The organism is Motiliproteus sp. SC1-56, from assembly GCF_017309075.1.
Taxonomy (GTDB): domain Bacteria; phylum Pseudomonadota; class Gammaproteobacteria; order Pseudomonadales; family Balneatricaceae; genus Motiliproteus.
Genome location: NZ_JAEMGS010000001.1, coordinates 13,059 through 31,392, shown reverse-complemented (window position 1 = coordinate 31,392; position 18,334 = coordinate 13,059). Strand labels below are relative to the sequence as shown.

22 protein-coding genes are annotated in these 18,334 nt (G+C 63.1%); 17 read left to right on the top strand and 5 right to left on the bottom strand.

Going from position 1 to position 18,334, the window contains the following annotated elements; translation table 11 throughout:
• The first annotated feature begins 52 nt into the window (after nt 1-52).
• From gshB to JGZ97_RS00180, 3 genes are all read left to right on the top strand, one after another.
• On the top strand, nt 53-1,006 hold the full coding sequence (gene gshB / locus JGZ97_RS00190) for a glutathione synthase (protein WP_207060576.1): 954 nt from the start codon (nt 53-55) through the stop codon (nt 1,004-1,006).
• Nucleotides 1,007-1,013: 7 nt separating this feature from the next.
• Nucleotides 1,014-1,985, top strand: coding sequence for an energy transducer TonB (locus tag JGZ97_RS00185; protein WP_207060575.1), 972 nt, complete (start codon nt 1,014-1,016; stop codon nt 1,983-1,985).
• Between the two features lie 78 nt (nt 1,986-2,063).
• Nucleotides 2,064-2,606, top strand: coding sequence for a DUF5610 domain-containing protein (locus tag JGZ97_RS00180; protein WP_207060574.1), 543 nt, complete (start codon nt 2,064-2,066; stop codon nt 2,604-2,606).
• A gap of 67 nt (nt 2,607-2,673) precedes the next feature.
• Here JGZ97_RS00180 and JGZ97_RS00175 read toward each other — a convergent pair whose 3' ends face one another.
• Nucleotides 2,674-3,591, bottom strand: coding sequence for a response regulator (locus tag JGZ97_RS00175; RefSeq protein WP_207060573.1), 918 nt, complete (start codon nt 3,589-3,591; stop codon nt 2,674-2,676).
• Between the two features lie 159 nt (nt 3,592-3,750).
• On the opposite strand from JGZ97_RS00175, the gene JGZ97_RS00170 reads away from it, so the two are divergent.
• The 5 genes from JGZ97_RS00170 to JGZ97_RS00150 are packed head-to-tail and all read left to right on the top strand — an operon-like array spanning nt 3,751 to nt 7,647.
• Nucleotides 3,751-4,314: a YqgE/AlgH family protein gene (locus JGZ97_RS00170; RefSeq protein WP_242521438.1), complete on the top strand. Its 564-nt coding sequence runs from the start codon at nt 3,751-3,753 to the stop codon at nt 4,312-4,314.
• A 28-nt stretch (nt 4,315-4,342) separates the two neighbouring features.
• On the top strand, nt 4,343-4,780 hold the full coding sequence (gene ruvX, locus JGZ97_RS00165; RefSeq protein ID WP_207060571.1) for a Holliday junction resolvase RuvX: 438 nt from the start codon (nt 4,343-4,345) through the stop codon (nt 4,778-4,780).
• A gap of 2 nt (nt 4,781-4,782) precedes the next feature.
• Nucleotides 4,783-5,292 (top strand): bifunctional pyr operon transcriptional regulator/uracil phosphoribosyltransferase PyrR, encoded by a 510-nt coding sequence (pyrR, locus tag JGZ97_RS00160; RefSeq protein ID WP_207060570.1) that lies wholly within the window; start codon nt 4,783-4,785, stop codon nt 5,290-5,292.
• A gap of 30 nt (nt 5,293-5,322) precedes the next feature.
• Complete coding sequence (locus JGZ97_RS00155) at nt 5,323-6,312, top strand: aspartate carbamoyltransferase catalytic subunit (RefSeq protein WP_207060569.1); 990 nt, start codon at nt 5,323-5,325, stop codon at nt 6,310-6,312.
• A 57-nt stretch (nt 6,313-6,369) separates the two neighbouring features.
• Nucleotides 6,370-7,647 (top strand): dihydroorotase, encoded by a 1,278-nt coding sequence (locus tag JGZ97_RS00150; protein ID WP_207060568.1) that lies wholly within the window; start codon nt 6,370-6,372, stop codon nt 7,645-7,647.
• A gap of 86 nt (nt 7,648-7,733) precedes the next feature.
• On the opposite strand, the gene JGZ97_RS00145 is transcribed toward JGZ97_RS00150, so the two are convergent.
• A complete protein-coding gene (locus JGZ97_RS00145; RefSeq protein ID WP_207060567.1) occupies nt 7,734-8,885 on the bottom strand; it encodes a PilT/PilU family type 4a pilus ATPase in 1,152 nt (383 codons plus the stop codon).
• A gap of 112 nt (nt 8,886-8,997) precedes the next feature.
• Complete coding sequence (locus tag JGZ97_RS00140) at nt 8,998-10,032, bottom strand: type IV pilus twitching motility protein PilT (protein WP_207060566.1); 1,035 nt, start codon at nt 10,030-10,032, stop codon at nt 8,998-9,000.
• Between the two features lie 83 nt (nt 10,033-10,115).
• Between JGZ97_RS00140 and JGZ97_RS00135 the strand changes: the two genes are divergently transcribed.
• The 9 genes from JGZ97_RS00135 (at nt 10,116) to hemW (ending at nt 16,696) form a co-directional block, all read left to right on the top strand.
• Nucleotides 10,116-10,799, top strand: coding sequence for a YggS family pyridoxal phosphate-dependent enzyme (locus tag JGZ97_RS00135; RefSeq protein ID WP_207060565.1), 684 nt, complete (start codon nt 10,116-10,118; stop codon nt 10,797-10,799).
• A 41-nt stretch (nt 10,800-10,840) separates the two neighbouring features.
• Nucleotides 10,841-11,680: a pyrroline-5-carboxylate reductase gene (gene proC, locus JGZ97_RS00130; RefSeq protein ID WP_370583970.1), complete on the top strand. Its 840-nt coding sequence runs from the start codon at nt 10,841-10,843 to the stop codon at nt 11,678-11,680.
• Between the two features lie 83 nt (nt 11,681-11,763).
• The gene (locus JGZ97_RS00125) at nt 11,764-12,303 is read left to right on the top strand and encodes a YggT family protein (protein ID WP_207060564.1); all 540 of its coding nucleotides are present in this window, start codon (nt 11,764-11,766) and stop codon (nt 12,301-12,303) included.
• Nucleotides 12,303-12,599, top strand: a complete 297-nt coding sequence (locus tag JGZ97_RS00120) for a DUF167 family protein (RefSeq protein WP_207060563.1) — start codon at nt 12,303-12,305, stop codon at nt 12,597-12,599. Before JGZ97_RS00125 ends, JGZ97_RS00120 begins: the two co-directional genes overlap by 1 nt.
• A 93-nt stretch (nt 12,600-12,692) precedes the next feature.
• Nucleotides 12,693-13,853 (top strand): homoserine O-acetyltransferase, encoded by a 1,161-nt coding sequence (locus JGZ97_RS00115; RefSeq protein ID WP_207060562.1) that lies wholly within the window; start codon nt 12,693-12,695, stop codon nt 13,851-13,853.
• Nucleotides 13,853-14,443, top strand: coding sequence for a methionine biosynthesis protein MetW (metW, locus tag JGZ97_RS00110; protein ID WP_207060561.1), 591 nt, complete (start codon nt 13,853-13,855; stop codon nt 14,441-14,443). Before JGZ97_RS00115 ends, metW begins: the two co-directional genes overlap by 1 nt.
• Before the next feature lie 39 nt (nt 14,444-14,482).
• The gene (locus JGZ97_RS00105) at nt 14,483-14,929 is read left to right on the top strand and encodes a DUF4426 domain-containing protein (protein ID WP_207060560.1); all 447 of its coding nucleotides are present in this window, start codon (nt 14,483-14,485) and stop codon (nt 14,927-14,929) included.
• A gap of 6 nt (nt 14,930-14,935) precedes the next feature.
• On the top strand, nt 14,936-15,535 hold the full coding sequence (rdgB, locus tag JGZ97_RS00100; RefSeq protein ID WP_207060559.1) for an RdgB/HAM1 family non-canonical purine NTP pyrophosphatase: 600 nt from the start codon (nt 14,936-14,938) through the stop codon (nt 15,533-15,535).
• Nucleotides 15,536-15,538: 3 nt separating this feature from the next.
• Nucleotides 15,539-16,696 (top strand): radical SAM family heme chaperone HemW, encoded by a 1,158-nt coding sequence (gene hemW / locus JGZ97_RS00095; RefSeq protein WP_207060558.1) that lies wholly within the window; start codon nt 15,539-15,541, stop codon nt 16,694-16,696.
• Nucleotide 16,697: 1 nt separating this feature from the next.
• Here hemW and JGZ97_RS00090 read toward each other — a convergent pair whose 3' ends face one another.
• Nucleotides 16,698-17,429, bottom strand: coding sequence for an HAD family hydrolase (locus tag JGZ97_RS00090; protein WP_207060557.1), 732 nt, complete (start codon nt 17,427-17,429; stop codon nt 16,698-16,700).
• The gene (gene xerC, locus JGZ97_RS00085; protein ID WP_207060556.1) at nt 17,426-18,325 is read right to left on the bottom strand and encodes a tyrosine recombinase XerC; all 900 of its coding nucleotides are present in this window, start codon (nt 18,323-18,325) and stop codon (nt 17,426-17,428) included. The genes JGZ97_RS00090 and xerC overlap by 4 nt, the downstream gene beginning before the upstream one ends.
• Nucleotides 18,326-18,334: the final 9 nt, after the last annotated feature.

Here is an 18,334-nt window from a genome sequence, read left to right as displayed (position 1 = left end):
CTATGGGAGCCCGTGAATTTAGACCCTTCTACTCAAGGCGACAGGTAGCTTTATGAGCCTAAACGTCGGCGTGGTCATGGACCCGATCGAGTCCATCACCTACAAAAAAGACAGTACCCTGGCGATGCTCTGGGCGGCCCAGGACCGGGGCTGGAATCTCCATTACATGGAGCAGTCCGGACTGTTCTCCCGGGACGGCCAGGCCATGGCGCGCATGGCTGATCTGCGGGTTGCCCGGGATCCTGAAGCCTGGTTTGAGCGCGGGGCTTACAACGAAAAGGCTCTGGCCGAACTGGATGTGATCCTGATGCGCAAGGATCCGCCTTTTGACAACGAGTTCCTCTACACCACCTACCTGCTGGAGCAGGCCGAACGGCAGGGGGTTCTGGTGGTCAACCGGCCCCAGAGTCTGCGGGATTTCAATGAAAAGCTGTTTGCGACCCAGTTTCCCCAGTGCTGTCCGCCCCTGCTGGTCAGTCGTGAGCCGATGCTGCTCAAGGAGTTTTACCGGGAGCAGAAGGACGTGATCTTCAAGCCTCTGGATGGCATGGGCGGCGCGTCCATTTTCCGTTGTAAGGAGGGGGATCCCAACCTCAGCGTGATCCTGGAAACCCTGACCCAGCACGGCCAGCGCCAGATCATGGCGCAGCGTTTTATCCCCGAGATCAGCGAGGGCGACAAGCGGATTCTGATGGTTGACGGGGAACCGGTAGATTATGCCCTGGCGCGTATTCCCGGTGCCGGTGAGACCCGGGGCAACCTGGCCGCCGGCGGACGCGGCGAAGGCCGCCCCCTGACCGAGCGGGATCGCTGGATCTGCGCCCAGGTGGCGCCGGTGCTGCGGGAGAAGGGACTGTTGTTTGTCGGCCTCGACGTTATTGGCGACTACCTGACGGAGATTAACGTGACCAGCCCCACCTGCATTCGCGAGCTGGACGATCAGTTCGGTCTGGATATCGCCGGGCGGCTGATGGATGTTATCGCCGAGCGCTGTGCAAAGCGCTGAGGGGCATATGGCTGTGCAGTCTGTGTCTCCGGTCCGTCCCATCACGCCCTTCGACCGCCTTGGGTTTACCGTTTTTCTGGCCATTGCGGTACACGCCATCGTTATCCTGGGGCTCGGTTTCAAAACCGATACCGCCAAGCCCGTGGCCCGCACGTTGGAAGTGACTCTGGCTCAGTTTGAAAGCGAGCAGGCCCCGAAAGAGGCGGACTTCCTTGCCCAGCACGACCAGGTGGGCAGCGGCAACGTGGCCGAGAAAACGCTGCCAAGTACCCGGGAAGTGGCCCCCTTCAAAGCCAACCAGCCCCGTGACGTGGCGCCCCGGGTGCAGCCTGCTCCCGCCCAGGAACAGGCCCTTGAGCCTCAGCCGGTACCCGCGCCGGAACCGGTGCCCGAGGTGGTTGAGCCCAGTCCGAAACCGCCGGCCGAGAGTCGCAGTCTGCGCGAGCTGGTGGTGACGCAGAGCGAGCGGGCGTTGTCGCTGCTCAGTGACCGGGCGAACGCGGAGGCCGCGGCGGCAAGGCCCGCGACGGGGTCGGCGACCTCGCTGTTGGCCCGCAGCCTGGAAATTGCGAGCCTTGAGGCCAAGCTGGATCTCTACCAGCAGCAGAGCGCCAAGCAACCGCGGGTGCGGCGGCTCTACTCGGCCTCCACCCGCAAGGCGTTCGACGCTGCCTACCTGGATAGCTGGCGGCGCAAGGTGGAGCGCATCGGCAACCTTAACTACCCCGAGGAGGCCCGGAAGCGAGAGCTTTACGGGCACCTGCGGTTGCTGGTGGTGATTCGCCCGGACGGTTCTCTCGAGCGGGTGGATGTGCTCCAGAGCTCGGGCTACAAACTGCTGGACGACGCCGCCCGGCGTATCGTGCGTCTGGCGGCCCCCTTTGCGCCTTTCCCGCCGGAGCTGCGTAAGCATGCCGACATGGTGGAGATTATCCGTACCTGGAAATTCGAGCGCGCCCGCTTCGGCCTTAACAGTTAGGTCGGGGCCGGTTCCTACCGTCTTCGGCTAAAATTCAGCCATCAGTACTTGCATCCTGTTCTCTTCAGGAGGTTTGAGATGGCTGTTACTCCCTTGGGAAGCGGGTCTAGCGCGCCGGCGCGAAGCGATCAGCCTAGTAATCCCGCACCCGCGCAACGAACCCTTTCCCCTGTCCAGCGCCAGAACCTCGCCGTTTTGGAGGCGGGCCAGCGGGTCAGCCTGGCCGCCGGTAATCAGCCTCTCGCGTTAACCTACGCCGCGGCGATCGAGGCCATCAACGAGACCCTGGCGCCGGCGCTGGGTGCCGATGCGCTGCAGCGGACGCGGCAGGAAGCTCTCGACGTGTCGCCGCAGGCTACGGCGGAGCGAATCCTGAGTCTGAGCACGGGGTTGTTGGCGCGCTTTCAGGCGCAGCACCCGGAACTGACCCAGCCTGAGCAGGTGGAAGGCTTTTTGGAGCTGATCGGCTCCGGCATCGAGCGCGGCTTTGAGGAGGCCCGCGACATTCTCCAGGGGCTCGGGGTGCTCGAGGGGCGTATCGCCGATGACGTCGACAGTACTTATCGCCTCGTGCAGCAGGGGCTGGAGGCGTTTCGTGAGCGGATGTTGGGCGAGGCTTGAGGAGTGCGCTTGAAGGAGCGTCTATAAGGGTTGAAAGCGAGCCCCGAAGCCGGGGCCCGGGCTAAAATCAGGCCCCCGGAACGTATTTCCCGCTGACGGTGCCCTTGGCGATCATTCGCGACAGGTAAGACAGTTTGGCCGGATCCTGGTCCACCAAGGTGGTGGTCACGTTGATCAGGCTGCTGTCCATCGTCGGCTCGGCGGCCTGCAGTTGATGCACATAGGCATTGAGCCGCGCGATGTCTTCGCCGGCCGACCCTTGCTCCAGATCCACCACCACCGACTCGAGGATCGAAGGTACGCCGTCCTGGGCGCGACACACCAGGATGATCTGCTTCAGGCTCATGGATTTGACGATGCATTGAACCGTCTTCTCGCCAAAGCGCAGGTGGGCCGAGCTCTTCATGGCCGTCTGTTTGGGTGCGGGCGGGGCTTTGCTCGCGGTCTTGGCGGTCAGTGCGGCGACGCTGCCGCCGGCTGCGGGCTTGGGTGCGGAGGCGGGTTTGGCCGCCGGCTTCACCGCGCGGCCGCCGGTCAATGCCTGCAGCGAGCCGTCGCCGACATTGCCGCTGCTGACCTGTCGCCCGCCCTCCATGGCCTGGAGGCTGTGACGTTTACCCATCACCTTGAGCACTTTGCCCAGCAGCTTGTCGTTGGAAAAGGGCTTGCCGATATAGTCGGTCACCCCGGCCTGGATCGCCTCGACCACGTTTTCCTTGTCCCCCCGGCTGGTGACCATGACGAAGGGGGTGTCGGCCTTGTGCTCCTGGCGCAGCCAGGTGAGCAGTTCAATGCCGGACATTTCAGGCATCTCCCAGTCGCACAGTATCAGGTCATAGCTCGTGCGGCTGAGGATCTTCTGGGCTTTGCGGCCGTCGATCGCCTCGTCCACTTCCATGCCGGGGAAGCGTGCGCGGATCGCCTTGCGCACCATGTCGCGAATAAAGGCCGCGTCATCCACGACCAGAACTTTCAATTTTGTCATATTACGGCGCCATCCTCCTGAAGCGCAAAGCATAACCGAGGGGGTGAGGGGACGCTAGGCGCCAGATCAATGTTTGGTGTGCACGGGGGAAGTTGAGGGCGCGCAAATGGACTTGTGTAGCGGAGTTTAGGGATCGATACTAAGGCCATGGAAGCCTCAATGAACGACATTAATCTGCGCGATCACTTTTTGATCTCCATGCCGCACCTGAATGACGGCAATTTCAGCCATACGCTGACCTATATCTGCGATCACAGCGACCAGGGGGCGATGGGGCTGGTGATCAATCGGCCGATGGAGCTGTCCCTCAAGGATATACTGGGTCACCTTGAGATCGACGTCGAGGCGCTGGCCAGGCCCGAGATGCCGGTTTACGCCGGCGGTCCCGTGCAGGGGGAGCGCGGCTTCGTGCTTCACCGGCCCTGCGGGCGAGCGTGGAACTCCACCTACGAGATCAACGCTGACCTCCACCTGACCACTTCCCTTGATATTCTCGAAGCCATTGGTGCCGGCAAGGGGCCGGATCAGTATCTGATCGCGCTGGGCTATGCCGGTTGGGGCGCCGGCCAGCTGGAACAGGAAATGAGCGACAATGCCTGGTTAAGTTGCCCCGCCGATTTGGATATAATCTTCGCCACCGCGGCGCCGGAGCGACTCGAGGCGGCAGCCTCGAAGCTTGGGGTCAATCTTGACCTGCTGACCTCGCAATCCGGGCACGGCTGAATTTGGCGCAGGGACAACGGAAAGCGGATTGATATTAGCCTTTGATTTCGGCACTCGCCGTATCGGTGTGGCGGTCGGCCAGCAGGTCACCGCGACGGCCACCGCGCTGGCCCCGGTATCGGCCCGCGATGGCGTCCCGGCCTGGGAGGCGCTGGATGCGTTGATCGCAGAATGGCAGCCGCAACACCTGGTGGTGGGCCTGCCCCTTAACATGGACGGTTCCCTGTGCGAGATGTCCTTCCGGGCGCGTAAATTCGCCAACCGGCTCCAGGCCCGTTACCAACTGATCGCTTACCTGATGGACGAACGCCTGACCAGTCACGAGGCCAAGGGGATCCACCTGGCCCGCGGCGGGCGCGCCGACTTCAAGACCCATTCGATGGATGGCATGGCCGCCCAGCTGATTCTCGAGAGCTGGTTCCGGGAGCCCTCCCTGCGCAACAGTCAGGACAAATTAGAGGAGTAGTAATGTCCGAAACCCTCGCTGTCGAGCCTTTGCTGGAGAGTATCCAGCAGCAGCTTCGCGCCTACCTGGACCAACGCCAGATAGACAACCCACTGCTGGTGGGCATTCGCACCGGCGGCGTCTGGCTCGCAGAACGCCTTCACCAGGCGCTGGAGCCGAGCAGCCCGGTGGGCGTGCTGGACATCAGCTTTTACCGCGATGACTTTACCCGCATCGGGCTGAACCCGAAGGTGCGGCCCTCGGCACTGAACGAGGCGGTGGAAGGGCGTCATATCGTGCTGGTGGACGATGTGCTGATGACCGGACGGACCATTCGGGCAGGCCTGAACGAGCTCTTTGACTACGGTCGCCCGGCGTCGGTGACGCTGGTGGCCCTGGTGGACCTGGAGGCGCGGGAGCTGCCGATTCGCGCAGACGTGGTGGGGCGCAGCCTGAACCTCGACCCCGGTCAGCAACTGAAACTGACCGGGCCCGAGCCGCTGCGGCTGGAGCTGCAGGAAAAAAACCGCTGACCCTTTTACCCCGTTTTCGGACCCGACACCATGAATCAGCCTTGTGATCTTGCCAAGCTGCAACTGAACCGGCGCGGCCAACTGCGCCACTTCCTGACCACCGAAGGGTTGAGCCGTGAGCTGCTCACCGAGATTCTCGATACGGCCGACTCCTTTGTGGACATGAGCGATCAGGCGGTAAAAAAGGTTCCCCTGCTGCGCGGTAGCACCGTGGTTAACCTCTTCTTTGAAAACAGCACCCGTACCCGCAGTACCTTTGAGCTCGCGGCCAAACGACTGTCCGCCGACGTACTCAACCTGGATATCAGCACCTCGGCGACCTCCAAGGGGGAGACCCTGATGGACACGCTGCGCAACCTGCAGGCCATGCACAGCGACATGTTCGTGGTCCGCCATCCCGACAGCGGTGCGGCCCACTTCATCGCTCAGCACGTCACCCCGCGGGTGGCGGTAATCAACGCCGGCGACGGTCGTCATGCCCACCCTACCCAGGCGATGCTGGACATGCAGACCATCCGCCGTCACAAGGGCGACTTCGGGGCGCTGAAGGTGGCCATTGTCGGCGATATCCTGCACTCCCGGGTGGCTCGCTCCCAGATTCACGCCCTCAATACCCTGGGAGCCGGAGAGGTCAGGGTGATCGGCCCCAAGACGCTGCTGCCCAAGCACATCGAAGAGCTGGGGGCGCGGGTTTACTATGACCTGGGCCAGGGCCTGCGTGACGTGGATGTGGTGATCATGCTGCGGCTGCAGACCGAGCGCATGGCCAGCGCCTTTCTGCCGAGCCAGAGTGAATTCTACAAACTTTATGGTCTGACCCGAGAGCGTCTGGCGCAGGCTAAGCCGGACGCGATCGTGATGCACCCCGGCCCGATCAACCGCGGGGTGGAGATTGAATCCGAGGTGGCCGATGGCAGCCAGTCGCTGATTCTTAAGCAGGTCGGTTACGGCGTTGCCACCCGCATGGCGGTGATGTCGATGGCGGTGAGCGGTCAAACCACCGAACACCTCAATGAATAGTCGAAACGGTACAGCAGGCGAGTGAATCCTCCGGTGATCAATCAACAGACGCAATCCATGAACATTCACATTCGGGGTGGACGGCTGGTCGACCCCTTTAACGGGGTCGACGCCCATCAGGACCTCTTTCTTCAAGCCGGCCGGGTCGTGGCCATCGGCGACCACCCGGCGGGGTTTGAGGTCGAGGAGGTTGTCGAGGCCGAGGGTTGCGTGGTCGCGCCCGGCTTTATCGATCTGCAGGCGCACCTGCGTGAGCCGGGACTGACCCAGAAGGGCACGATCGAAACCGAAACCGCCGCCGCTGCCGCCAGCGGGGTCACCACTCTGTGCTGTCCGCCCCTGACTCAGCCGGTTATCGACACCCCCGCCGTGGTGCAGCTGATTCTGGACCGGGCCGCCGAGGCGGGCTATTGCCGGGTGCTGCCCCTGGGGGCTTTCACCCGGGGGCTGGAGGGCGAGCAACTGAGCAACATGGTGGCGCTTAAGGAAGCTGGCTGTGTGGCCTTCACCAATGCCCGCCGGCCACTGCCCAGCAACCGCACCCTGATGCGCTGCCTGGAATATGCCGCCACCCACGACCTGCTGGTCATGGTGCAGGCGCAGGATCCGGGGCTGGGAGCCGGCGGTTGCGCCCACGACGGGGCCACCGCCGACCGGCTCGGCCTGGCCGGGATTCCGGAAACCGCGGAGACCGTGGATGTGGCACGTCATCTGCTGCTGGCCGAACAAACCGGGGCCCGCCTCCATTTTGGCCAGCTCTCGTCCCGCGCCTCGTTGCGGATGATCGAGGAGGCCCGTGCCCGCGGCCTTCGCGTCAGCTGCGACCTGGCCGTGCATCAGCTGATCTTCAGCGACGCCGACCTGAGCGGCTTCGACAGCCGTTTCCACCTGCTGCCCCCCCTGCGCTCGCAGGCCGATCGCGACGGCCTGCGCCAGGGTCTGGCGAGCGGGAGCGTTGATGCCGTCTGCTCCGACCACCAGCCCCATGAGGCAGCGGCCAAGGCGGCGCCCTTCGCCGCGACCGAGCCGGGTATGAGTAGCCTGGAAACCCTGTTGCCCCTGGCGCTGGCGCTGGTGGAGCAGGGCGTGCTGACGCTGGATCAGCTGGTCGCCCGGTTGACCGTCGGTCCGGCCCGGGTGCTGGGATTGGCCCATGAGGGGCTGAAAGAGGGCGCGCTGGCGGACATCTGCGTGTTCGATCCGGTACGGGAGTGGAGCCTGACGGCAGAAAGTTCACGCTCGCGGGGGCTCAACAGCCCGCTGCTGGGGCAGCCCCTGAAAGGGCAGGTGAGGACGACCCTGCTGGAGGGGCGGGTGGTTTTCAGGCAGCCCTGAGTGAACGGCCTTGCGGATACGAAAAAGGCGATGGATGACTCCATCGCCTTTTTTCTTTCGGGGTGGGGCGCAAACGCCCTTCGCTGTTAGAAGTTGAGGTAGTCGTCCTCTTCCTGGAGGAAGAACATATCGCCGTCCTCGCCGCCCTTGATGCGGCTCTGCAATTCCGGGTTGGTTTCGGCCGAGAGCTTGATCATCAGGCGCAGGTCGTTGGCCGAATCCGCGTGGGCCAAGGCGTCTTCGTAGGTGATTTTGCCCTCCTCAAAGAGGTTGTAGAGGGCCTGGTCGAAGGTCTGCATGCCCACGTTGGTGGACTTTTTCATCAGCTCCTTGAGCTCGTGAACCTGGCCCTTGCGGATCAGGTCGGAGACCAGGGGCGTGTTCAGCAGCACCTCGATGGCGGCGACGCGGCCCTTGCCGTCGGAGGTGGGCAGCAGCTGCTGGGCGACGATCGCCTTGAGGTTGAGGGACATATCCATCCACAACTGGTTGTGGTGATCGGCGTCGAAGAAGCTGACGATCCGGTCCAGCGCCTGGTTGGCGTTGTTGGCGTGCAGGGTGGCAAGGCAGAGGTGGCCGGTTTCGGCGAACTGCAGGCCGTAGCCCATGGTGTCCTTGCTGCGAATCTCCCCCATCAGAATGACGTCGGGCGCTTGGCGCAGGGTGTTCTTCAGGGCTACCTCAAAGCTGTCGGTATCCAGACCCACCTCGCGCTGGGTGATGATGCACTTCTTGTGGTCGTGGATGAACTCGATGGGGTCCTCGATGCAGATGATGTGGCCTTTGCTGTTCTGGTTGCGGTAATCGATCATCGAGGCCAGCGAGGTGGACTTACCGGTGCTGGTGCCGCCCACGAAGAGGATCAGCCCGCGTTTGCCCATGGCCAGATCCTTGATGATCGGCGGCAGGCGCAGTTCGTCCATGCTGGGGATTTCGTTCTTGATTCGGCGCAGCACCATGCCCGGGGAGTTGCGCTGGAAGAAGGCGCTGACCCGGAAACGGCCGATGCCCGGCGCGCTGATGGCATAGTTGCACTCGTGCTTGGCCTCGAACTCGCTCTGCTGCATGTCGTTCATGGTGGCGTAGGTGAGGCCTCGCGCCTGGGAGGGGGTGAGCGCGTCGCGGGTCAGGGGCTTGAGGGTCCCGTCCACCTTGATGCTGGGCTGGGCGCCGGCGGTGACGAAGAGGTCGGACGCGTCCCGCTCGACCATGACTTTCAACAGCTGGGTGAAATCCACGACATTACCTTCAATGTTGTAAACCTAGAGGGTCGCGGGGCTGTGTGCCCCCCGGCTCCTCGGGAAGCCGGACCCCGGTCGTGAGCCGGGTACCGGGCCTATGATAACCGAATCAGAAATTCTGCGGCATCTTCGCCTTCTCGCGCGCCGCCTCGCGGGAGATCAGTCCTTTCTGCATCAGGTTCTGCAGGCACTGGTCCATGGTCTGCATCCCGAAAGCGGCGCCGGTCTGAATGGCGGAGTACATCTGCGCGACCTTGTCTTCGCGAATAAGGTTGCGGATGGCGGGGGTGCCGACCATGATCTCGTGGGCCGCGACCCGGCCGCCCTTGGGCTTTTTCAGCAGGGTCTGGGAGATGATCCCTTCCAGCGATTCGGACAGCATGGAGCGCACCATCGCTTTCTCCTGCGCCGGGAACACATCGATGATCCGGTCGATGGTCTTGGCGGCGGAGGTGGTGTGCAGGGTGCCGAATACCAGGTGGCCGGTTTCGGCCGCGGTCAGGGCCAGGCGGATTGTCTCGAGGTCACGCATCTCGCCCACCAGGATGATGTCCGGGTCTTCCCGCAGGGCCGAGCGCAGCGCTTCGGCAAACCCCAGGGTGTCGCGGTGCACTTCCCGTTGGTTCACCAGGCACTTCTTGCTGGTGTGGACGAATTCGATCGGGTCCTCGATGGTGAGGATATGGTCGTTTCGGGTGTCGTTGACGTAGTCGACCATGGCCGCCAGGGTGGTGCTCTTACCGGAGCCGGTCGGGCCGGTCACCAGCACCAGTCCCCGGGGGCGCTCCGACAGGTCCTGGAACACCTTGCCCATGCCAAGGGTTTCCATCGACAGGATCTCGGTGGGGATGGTCCGAAAGACCGCGCCGGCGCCGCGGTTCTGGTTGAAGGCGTTGACCCGGAAACGGGCCAGGCCCGGTACCTCGAACGAGAAGTCCGTCTCGAAGAACTCCTCAAAGTCCTTGCGCTGCTTATCGTTCATAATGTCGTAGATCAGCGAATGGACCTGCTTGTGATCCAGCGAAGGCATCTTGATCCGGCGCATGTCCCCGTCCACCCGGATCATGGGGGGCATGCCGGCGGAAATATGCAGGTCAGAGGCGTTCTGCTGCACGCTGAAAGTTAGAAGCTCTGTAATATCCATGGCACCGCTGGACCCTGTAAACGCAATCAAATAAAGTTGGGCCCCCCCAACCACCCGGGTGGCTGATGACCCCTGAAAACGAGATGTTTAGCATAACAGAGAATATTTCTCGAACGTTGACCCTGATCAGAGAAGCAGAGCTTCGCGCAGGCCGCCCGGAAGGGGCGGTGCGCCTGCTGGCGGTCAGCAAAACCAAGCCGGCGCGAATGGTCCGCGAGGCGGCGTCCGCGGGGCAGCGGGATTTCGGTGAGAACTACCTGCAGGACGCGCTGGATAAAATGGCGCAGCTGACCGACCTTGACCTGGTATGGCATTTCATCGGTCCCCTGCAGTCCAACAAGACCCGGGCCGTGGCCGAGCATTTCGACTGGGTCCACAGCATCGACCGGCTCAAAATTGCCCGCCGCCTGAGCGAACAGCGTCCTGTCGGCCTGCCGCCTTTGAACGTCTGCCTGCAGGTAAACATCAGTGGAGAGGCGAACAAGGCCGGGGTTACGCCTGATGAAGCGCCGGCGCTGGCGGAGGCGATCGTCAAACTGCCCAACCTGATGCTGCGCGGCCTCATGGCCATTCCCCGGCCGGAAACGGAACAGGCGGCCCAGCGCCATGCCTTTTCCCAGCTGCGCCAGCTGCAGGAGCGGCTCAAGCCCCAGGCGCCGACCATGGATACCCTCTCCATGGGCATGAGCGGTGATATGGATGCGGCGATCGCTGAAGGCTCGACCCTGGTGCGTATTGGCACCGCCCTTTTCGGGGCGCGTGACTAGCGAACGGTCGCCAGAAACTCCCAACCCAGAAGGAACACACCGTGACTGGACAGAACTCTTACCCCGTGCTGGCATTTATCGGTGTCGGCAACATGGCTTCGGCGATTATCGGTGGCCTGCTGGCCAATGGTTATCCCCCCCGGCGTATCTGGGCCACGGCCCGCTCCGCGGACAAGCTGGAGCGCCTGCATGCCGATTGGGGCGTCCAGGTGACCACCGACAACGAAGCGGCGGTGCGCGTCGCCGAGGTGGTGGTGCTGGCGGTCAAGCCGCAGATGTTCAAGGATCTGTGCGTCTCCCTGCGTGAGGCTATTGCCGAGACAAAGCCGCTGGTGGTGTCGGTGGCCGCCGGCGTCCTCTGCTCCAGCTTGGAGCAGTGGCTGGGGCGCGATACCGCGCTGGTGCGCTGCATGCCCAACACGCCGTCGCTGGTGCAGAGCGGCGCCAGCGGGCTTTACGCCAACGCGGCCGCCAGCACGCTGCAAAAGCAACAGGCAGAGCGGGTGATGAAGGCAGTCGGCTTGACTGTCTGGGTGGAGGAGGAGGCGCTGCTGGATGCGGTGACCGCGGTGTCTGGCAGTGGCCCGGCCTACTATTTCCTGTTTATGGAGGCGATGATCGCCGCCGGCCAGAAACTGGGGTTGAGTGACGAAGTGAGTGCCCAACTGACGCTGCAGACGGCACTGGGAGCGGCCCGAATGGCGCAGCAAAGCGATCTGACACCGGCAGAATTGCGCCGGCGGGTGTGCTCGCCCAACGGTACCACCGAGCGGGCGATCAAGGCGTTTCAGGCCGGGGGGCTCGAGCCCCTGGTGGAGAAGGCGATGCAGGATTGTGTCGAGCGGGCCCGGGAGATGGCTGAGGAGCTGGGGCGGGGCTGAACGGTGGAAAAGCCCCCCGCGCGCCCCTATTATAGGACCCTCGCTTTCAATGGCTTGGCAGCATAACCGGAGATTTCTGCTCAATGGGACACGACACTTTAAGCCTGATCATCCGTACACTGGGGGAGTTTTACGTTTTCCTGGTGATTCTGCGCTTTCTCCTGCAGATGGCCCAGGCGGACTTCTACAATCCCATCTCCCAGGCTGTCTACAAGCTGACCCAGCCCCCGGTGTCACCACTGCAGAAGCTGCTGCCGCGACTGGCCGGGCGGGACTTTTCTGCCTTGGTCCTGGCCCTGTTGGTGAAGATGCTGACCTTCGGTCTGCTGTTTGGCCTGCGCGGCGGTTTCCCCGAGCCGGTCAGCCTGCTGGTTGTGTCCCTGGTGGGCCTGCTGAGCAACATTCTGGATATCTATTTCTACGCGGTGATTGCCTCGGTCATCATCAGCTGGGTGGCGCCCAACAGCTACCACCCGGCGCCGCAGCTGATCAACCAGCTGTGTGAGCCGGTCTTCAACCTGGCCCGTAAGGTGGTGCCCCCCATCGGCGGCCTGGATCTGTCGCCGATCCTGATTTTTCTGGTGATCCAGGTGATCCAGCTGCAGTTGCACCGCATTATCTGATGAGCGGGCCGGGCCGCTGGCAGGGGGAGGACCTCTACCTTGCCTGCTATCTGCAGCCGCGGGCCTCCCGTGACGAGATTGCCGGGCTGCACGGTGACAGTGTTAAGATACGGCTCAGCGCACCGCCGGTGGATGGCCAGGCCAATGCTCAGTTGATTCGCTTTATGGCCAAGGCCTTTGGTGTCGGCCGCCAAGCCGTTGAAATTGTCAGCGGTGAGCGGAGTCGGCGCAAGCAGGTGCGGATCCAGCATCCTTCCAGGGTGCCGCCGGAGTTGGGGATCACAAGGGACGACTGACCATGGGCTATTACGAGATCAGGCTGCTGTACGACATGTAAGGCGCGACGCCGATGCTCCCGTTCTGTCCGTATTTTTGCTTCGAGTAGACTGATGCCCCACGATTTTCCCGCCGATTCGGTCGGTTTGGTCGAGCCCCAGACCTTCCATTTCAACGAGCCCTTGCTCCTCACCTGTGGCCGCAGCCTGTCCAGTTATGATCTGGTGGTTGAGACCTACGGCGCCCTTAACAGCGAAGGCTCCAATGCCGTCCTTATCTGTCATGCTCTGAGTGGTAACCACCACGTGGCCGGCTACCACAGTCCCGAGGACCGCAAGCCCGGCTGGTGGGACTCGGCGGTTGGTCCGGGCAAGCCAATCGACACCGATCGCTTCTTCGTAGTGGCGCTCAACAACCTGGGCGGTTGCCACGGCAGCACCGGTCCTGACAGCATCAACCCGGAGACGGGGGAGCGCTACGGGCCGGACTTTCCCATGGTAACGGTGCGGGACTGGGTTGCCAGCCAGGCCCGCCTGGCGGACCGCCTGGGTATCAGGCAGTGGGCGGCGGTGGTCGGCGGCAGCCTGGGTGGCATGCAGGCCATGCAGTGGGCAATCGACTTTCCCGAACGGCTGCGACACTGTCTGGTGATTGCTTCCGCGCCCAAGTTGTCGGCCCAGAATATTGCCTTTAACGAGGTGGCGCGGCACGCCATCAGCAAAGATCCTGAGTTCCTCGGGGGGCGCTACCAGGATCACGACACCTACCCCAAGCAGGGCCTGATGCTGGCGCGCATGGTCGGCCATATCACCTACCTGTCTGATGATGCCATGGGGGCGAGATTCGGCCGCGAGCTGCGTGGCGGCAAGCTGAGTTTTGACTACGATGCCGATTTTGAGGTCGAAAGCTACCTGCGCTACCAGGGGGAGACCTTTTCCCGGAGTTTTGATGCCAACACCTACCTGTTGATGACTAAAGCCCTGGATTACTACGACCCGGCCGCCGAGTACGGGGACGACCTGGTCAGTGCCCTGGAGCGAACCCGCTGCCAGTTCCTCGTGGTGTCGTTCACCACGGACTGGCGCTTTTCGCCGGAGCGCTCGCGGGAGATCGTCGATGCTCTGGCCGCGGCGGGTAAGCCGGTCAGTTACGCCGAGGTGGATGCACCCCAGGGCCACGATGCCTTCCTGATGCCGATTCCGCGCTACATGGATATTTTTCGGGGCTATATGCAGCGGGTGGCGCGGGATATTCCGGGGACGGAGGACAACTGATGCGTGCGGATCTGGAGATTATTCAGGAGTGGATCAAGCCCGGCGCCCGGGTGCTGGACCTGGGCTGCGGACGGGGCGAATTGCTCAGTTTTCTTACTCGTCACAAGGGTGTCCAGGGCTATGGCCTGGAAATCGATCCGCACGACATCACCGCCTGCATCGAAGCTGGGGTCAACGTGCTTGAGCAGGACCTGGACAAGGGGCTGGGGAACTTCAAGGACAACAGTTTCGACGTGGTGGTGATGACCCAGGCGTTGCAGGCCGTGCATCGTCCCGACCGGGTTCTGGAGGAGATGTTGCGGATCGGCAAGGAGACCATCGTGACCTTTCCCAACTTCGGCCACTGGCGCGCACGCTTCTACTTGGCCTTTCGGGGAAAGATGCCGGTTTCGAAATTTCTCCCCTATACTTGGTATGACACGCCCAACATACACTTCTGTACTTTCAATGACTTCGAAGAGCTTTGTTGGCAGAAGAACATCCATATCGTGGAGCGGACCGTGGTCGACAGCCGTCACCGCAATCGCTGGTCCAACCGGCTGTGGCCCAATATGTTGGGAGAAATCGCTATCTATCGGGTGACCCGATAGCCCGCGGGGCGGTCACCGCAGCGTTCAAGGAGAAGCTTTATGCGACTGACCCGTCTGGCTGCCGCCGTTCTGGTTCTGTTCGGAATGGGGGCGGGGAGCGCGGTACACGCCGAGCAGTTCCAGCCCTTCGATGACTACGAAGTCCACTACAACGCCTTTAACAGCAGCTTCCTGCCGCCCGAAGTGGCCCAGGCCTACAACATTCAGCGCAGCAAATACGGCGCGCTGCTGAACGTGGCGGTGCTGCAGGTGGGGGACAACGGCAAGAAGCCGGTCCGGGCCAACGTGGTCGGGACCCTCAAGAACCTGATGGGGCAGGTGCAGGACCTCGAGTTCAAAGAGATCGAAGAGGGAGAGGCAGTGTACTATATCGCCGATTTCCGCTTCACCAACGACGAAATACTGAGCTTTGACCTCAAGGTGGTGCCGGCACCGACCTCATCCGCGTATGAGATCAGCTTCAGACAACACTTCTACGCCGATTAAGGATTTATGCAAAAGATTGTACTGGCCAGTGGCAACCGGGGAAAACTGAAAGAATTCAACCAGGTGCTCGGCCCGCTGGAGTGGGAAGTGCTGCCCCAGGTCGAGCTTGGGGTCGCCGATATTGAAGAGCACGGGCTGAGCTTCGTGGAGAATGCCCTGATCAAGGCCCGTCACGCAAGCCGCTGCACTGGCCTGGCTGCCCTGGCCGATGACTCCGGCCTTGAGGTGGATGTGCTCAAAGGTGCGCCCGGAATCTATTCCGCCCGTTACGCCGGTCCCGGCGCCACCGATGCCGATAACAACGCCAAGTTGCTCGAAGCCCTGGAAGGGGTGCCCGAGGAGCAGCGTACCGCCCGTTTCCAGTGCCTGTTGGTATTTTTGCGCCATGCCGAGGACCCCACCCCGCTGATCTGTCAGGGGACTTGGGAGGGGCGTATCGCCCTCGCCCCCAAGGGGGCAAACGGCTTCGGTTATGATCCGCTGTTCTACGTGCCCGAACACCGCTGCCACAGCGCCGAGCTGGACCCGGCGCAAAAGCACCGGCTGAGCCATCGCGGCCAGGCGGTGGCGGAATTGGTTCGGCGCCTGCAAGCGCGCCAGGTCTAAGTCATGGTCAGCCAGGACGGGGCGGCGCTCTTGCCGCCCCTTGGGCTTTACGTGCATGTGCCCTGGTGTGTGCGCAAATGCCCCTACTGTGACTTCAACTCCCACGCTCAACGGGGAGACCTTCCCGAAGATGATTACCTCGCGGCCCTGCTGCAGGACCTGGAAGCCGAGGCGCGGGAAGCCGGCGGGCGTCCGTTATCCAGTATTTTTATCGGCGGCGGCACCCCCAGCCTGATGAGTGCCGAATTTTACCGGCGGCTGCTCGATGGAATCGAGGAGCGCTTCCCCGGGGTTCGTGATCAGGAGATCACCCTCGAGGCCAACCCCGGTACCTTTGAACAGGCGCGGTTCGAGGCGTACCGAGCGGTGGGAATCAACCGCCTATCCCTCGGTATCCAGAGTTTTGCGGACGACAGCCTGCGGCGACTGGGCCGTGTGCACAGCGGCGCGGAGGCGCTGCAGGCGGTGCAGGCGGCGCAGCGAATTGGCTTTGAGCGACTCAATCTCGACCTGATGCACGGCCTGCCGCAGCAGACGCCCGCCATGGCTCTGGGCGACTTGGAGCAGGCGCTGGCCCTGGACCCGGGCCATCTCTCCTGGTATCAGCTGACCCTGGAGCCCAATACCGAGTTTTACAGCCGTCCGCCGAATTTGCCCGAGGACGAGGCCTTGTGGACCATTCAGGATCGTGGTCAGGCCCTTCTGGCGGAGCGGGGTTATGCCCAGTACGAAGTTTCCGCCTACAGCCGCGGCGGCGATGAACGCTGTCGGCATAACCTCAATTACTGGCGTTTCGGTGATTACCTGGGCATCGGCGCCGGGGCGCACGGCAAGCTTACCGATATCCGCACCGGCAGTATCCGCAGACGCTGGAAGCCGCGCCAGCCCAAAGCCTATATGGGCGGGCTCCAGCCGGTAGGGGAGCAGGTGTTGAGTCGTGACGAGCTGCCGTTGGAATTCATGATGAACGCGCTGCGATTGAGCGAGGGGGTTGAGGCGGACCTGTATCCGCGCCGGACCGGGAGCCCTTTGGCAGACCTGAAGCCGGGGTTGGACCGGGCGAGGGCGTTGGGGCTGCTGGAAAACCGGCCGGACAGGCTGCAGCCCAGCGAGCGAGGCCGGCGCTTTCTCAACGACCTGCTTGAGCTGTTCCTTGCCTGAGCTAGCCGTCGGCGCCTGATCCCTGCGTCGGCGCCTGGTTGGCGAGGGCTTCAATCGCCGCCGGAATATCGCTCAGGCAGTGCACCTCTAGGCTCGGCGGTTTTGCCCCCGGCCAGGGTTGGCGCTCGAAGTTGACCCAGAGACTGTGGATGCCGGCGTTCTGGGCGCCCAGGATGTCGTGCTCGGGGTGGTCGCCGACATGCACCACCTCGGTGGGCTCGGCCCCGGTAAAGCGCAGCATCTGTTCAAACATCAGCGGATCCGGCTTGGCTCGGCCGACCTGGTCGGCATTGAAGCAGAAGTCGAAGTACTCTCCCAGCCCCACCTTTTCGATATCGGCATTGCCGTTGCTGAGGGCGCCCAGTTGGTAGCGCTGACCCAGGTGGGTGAGCATGGCAAGGGCGTGTTGGAAGAACTCCACCTGATTGCGGGCGTTGAGAAAGTGAGTGAAGGCGGCCTCGGCTAGATGCTCTGTGTCGTGCGGGCTGTAACCGCTGGCGCGCAGTCCTTTGCGCAGCACGCCCAGGCGGATCGCGGTGACGCTGTGGGCCCACTCCGGGTGTTCTCGGACCACCTCTCTGCGCAGGCTGTCGAAGTCTTCCGGTTGCCAGCGGCGGGTGAACAGGGGCGCCTGCTCGTCGAGCCAGGTGTAGAGTTCGCGGTTGGCACGCTCGATGACCGGGGCGACGGCCCAGAGGGTGTCGTCGAGATCAAAGGTGACGACGCGGATCATCGTTGCTTCTTGGCCCGAGGATGGGCGCGGTCGTAGACATCCGCCAGGTGGCCAAAGTCCAGGTGGGTATAGATTTGGGTGGTGGAGATATCGGCATGACCCAGGAGCTCCTGGACCGCGCGCAGGTCGCCGCTGGATTCAAGCAGGTGACTGGCAAATGAGTGGCGCAGCCGATGGGGGTGGAGATGGCCGGCGTGGCCCACCTGCAGGCCCCAGCGCTGCAGCCGGAGCTGCACGCTGCGCTGACTCAGCCGCCGCCCCTGACGGCTGACGAAAAGCGCCTGTTGCTCCGGGGACGCCAGCGCATCGCGCTCATCGAGCCAGCGATCCAGAGCTTTAAGGGCCTTGGCGCCGATGGGCAACTGGCGGCCCTTGCGCCCCTTACCCATCACGCGCAGGCTCGCGTCGCGAAAATCGATATCGCCCAGGTCGAGCCCGACCAGTTCGGCCAGGCGCAGCCCGCAGGAGTAGAAGAGCTCCAGCATGGCGTGGTCGCGACAGGCCAGGGGGCCTTCCACAGGTTGCTCGAGCAGGTGGTTGAGCTGATCGGCATCGAGGGTCTTGGGTAAAGGTCTCGATGCCTTGGGCGCGGAGACTCCCAGGGCCGGGTTATGGGTGACGCGGCCCTCGCGCAGGAGAAAGTTGAAAAAAGAGCGGGCGCTGGAAAGGTGGCGTTGCAGGGTACGCCCGCCCAGGCCGACACCGTGGAGACCGGCGATGTGACGTCGCAGGCCGCGGGTGGTCAGCGCCGACCACTCGTTTAGCGCCTCCGCCTCCAGGGTCTGGGCTAACCGGTCCAGGTCGCGACGGTAGTTGCTGAGTGTGTGCGGCGAAAGCTGCCGCTCCGCGGCCAGGTGGTCGATAAAATCGTCAATCCAGGCGCTTAAGCCGCTCACTGGAAAGGC

Excerpts from the sequence above, each read along its gene's own strand:
- gshB (WP_207060576.1), top strand. The coding sequence starts at position 53 with ATGAGCCTAAACGTCGGCGTGGTCATGGACCCGATCGAGTCCATCACC.
- JGZ97_RS00185 (WP_207060575.1), top strand. The coding sequence starts at position 1,014 with ATGGCTGTGCAGTCTGTGTCTCCGGTCCGTCCCATCACGCCCTTCGAC.
- JGZ97_RS00180 (WP_207060574.1), top strand. The coding sequence starts at position 2,064 with ATGGCTGTTACTCCCTTGGGAAGCGGGTCTAGCGCGCCGGCGCGAAGC.
- JGZ97_RS00175 (WP_207060573.1), bottom strand. The coding sequence starts at position 3,591 with ATGACAAAATTGAAAGTTCTGGTCGTGGATGACGCGGCCTTTATTCGC.
- JGZ97_RS00170 (WP_242521438.1), top strand. The coding sequence starts at position 3,751 with ATGAACGACATTAATCTGCGCGATCACTTTTTGATCTCCATGCCGCAC.
- pyrR (WP_207060570.1), top strand. The coding sequence starts at position 4,783 with ATGTCCGAAACCCTCGCTGTCGAGCCTTTGCTGGAGAGTATCCAGCAG.
- JGZ97_RS00155 (WP_207060569.1), top strand. The coding sequence starts at position 5,323 with ATGAATCAGCCTTGTGATCTTGCCAAGCTGCAACTGAACCGGCGCGGC.
- JGZ97_RS00150 (WP_207060568.1), top strand. The coding sequence starts at position 6,370 with ATGAACATTCACATTCGGGGTGGACGGCTGGTCGACCCCTTTAACGGG.
- JGZ97_RS00140 (WP_207060566.1), bottom strand. The coding sequence starts at position 10,032 with ATGGATATTACAGAGCTTCTAACTTTCAGCGTGCAGCAGAACGCCTCT.
- JGZ97_RS00135 (WP_207060565.1), top strand. The coding sequence starts at position 10,116 with ATGTTTAGCATAACAGAGAATATTTCTCGAACGTTGACCCTGATCAGA.
- JGZ97_RS00125 (WP_207060564.1), top strand. The coding sequence starts at position 11,764 with ATGGGACACGACACTTTAAGCCTGATCATCCGTACACTGGGGGAGTTT.
- JGZ97_RS00120 (WP_207060563.1), top strand. The coding sequence starts at position 12,303 with ATGAGCGGGCCGGGCCGCTGGCAGGGGGAGGACCTCTACCTTGCCTGC.
- JGZ97_RS00115 (WP_207060562.1), top strand. The coding sequence starts at position 12,693 with ATGCCCCACGATTTTCCCGCCGATTCGGTCGGTTTGGTCGAGCCCCAG.
- metW (WP_207060561.1), top strand. The coding sequence starts at position 13,853 with ATGCGTGCGGATCTGGAGATTATTCAGGAGTGGATCAAGCCCGGCGCC.
- JGZ97_RS00105 (WP_207060560.1), top strand. The coding sequence starts at position 14,483 with ATGCGACTGACCCGTCTGGCTGCCGCCGTTCTGGTTCTGTTCGGAATG.
- rdgB (WP_207060559.1), top strand. The coding sequence starts at position 14,936 with ATGCAAAAGATTGTACTGGCCAGTGGCAACCGGGGAAAACTGAAAGAA.
- hemW (WP_207060558.1), top strand. The coding sequence starts at position 15,539 with ATGGTCAGCCAGGACGGGGCGGCGCTCTTGCCGCCCCTTGGGCTTTAC.
- JGZ97_RS00090 (WP_207060557.1), bottom strand. The coding sequence starts at position 17,429 with ATGATCCGCGTCGTCACCTTTGATCTCGACGACACCCTCTGGGCCGTC.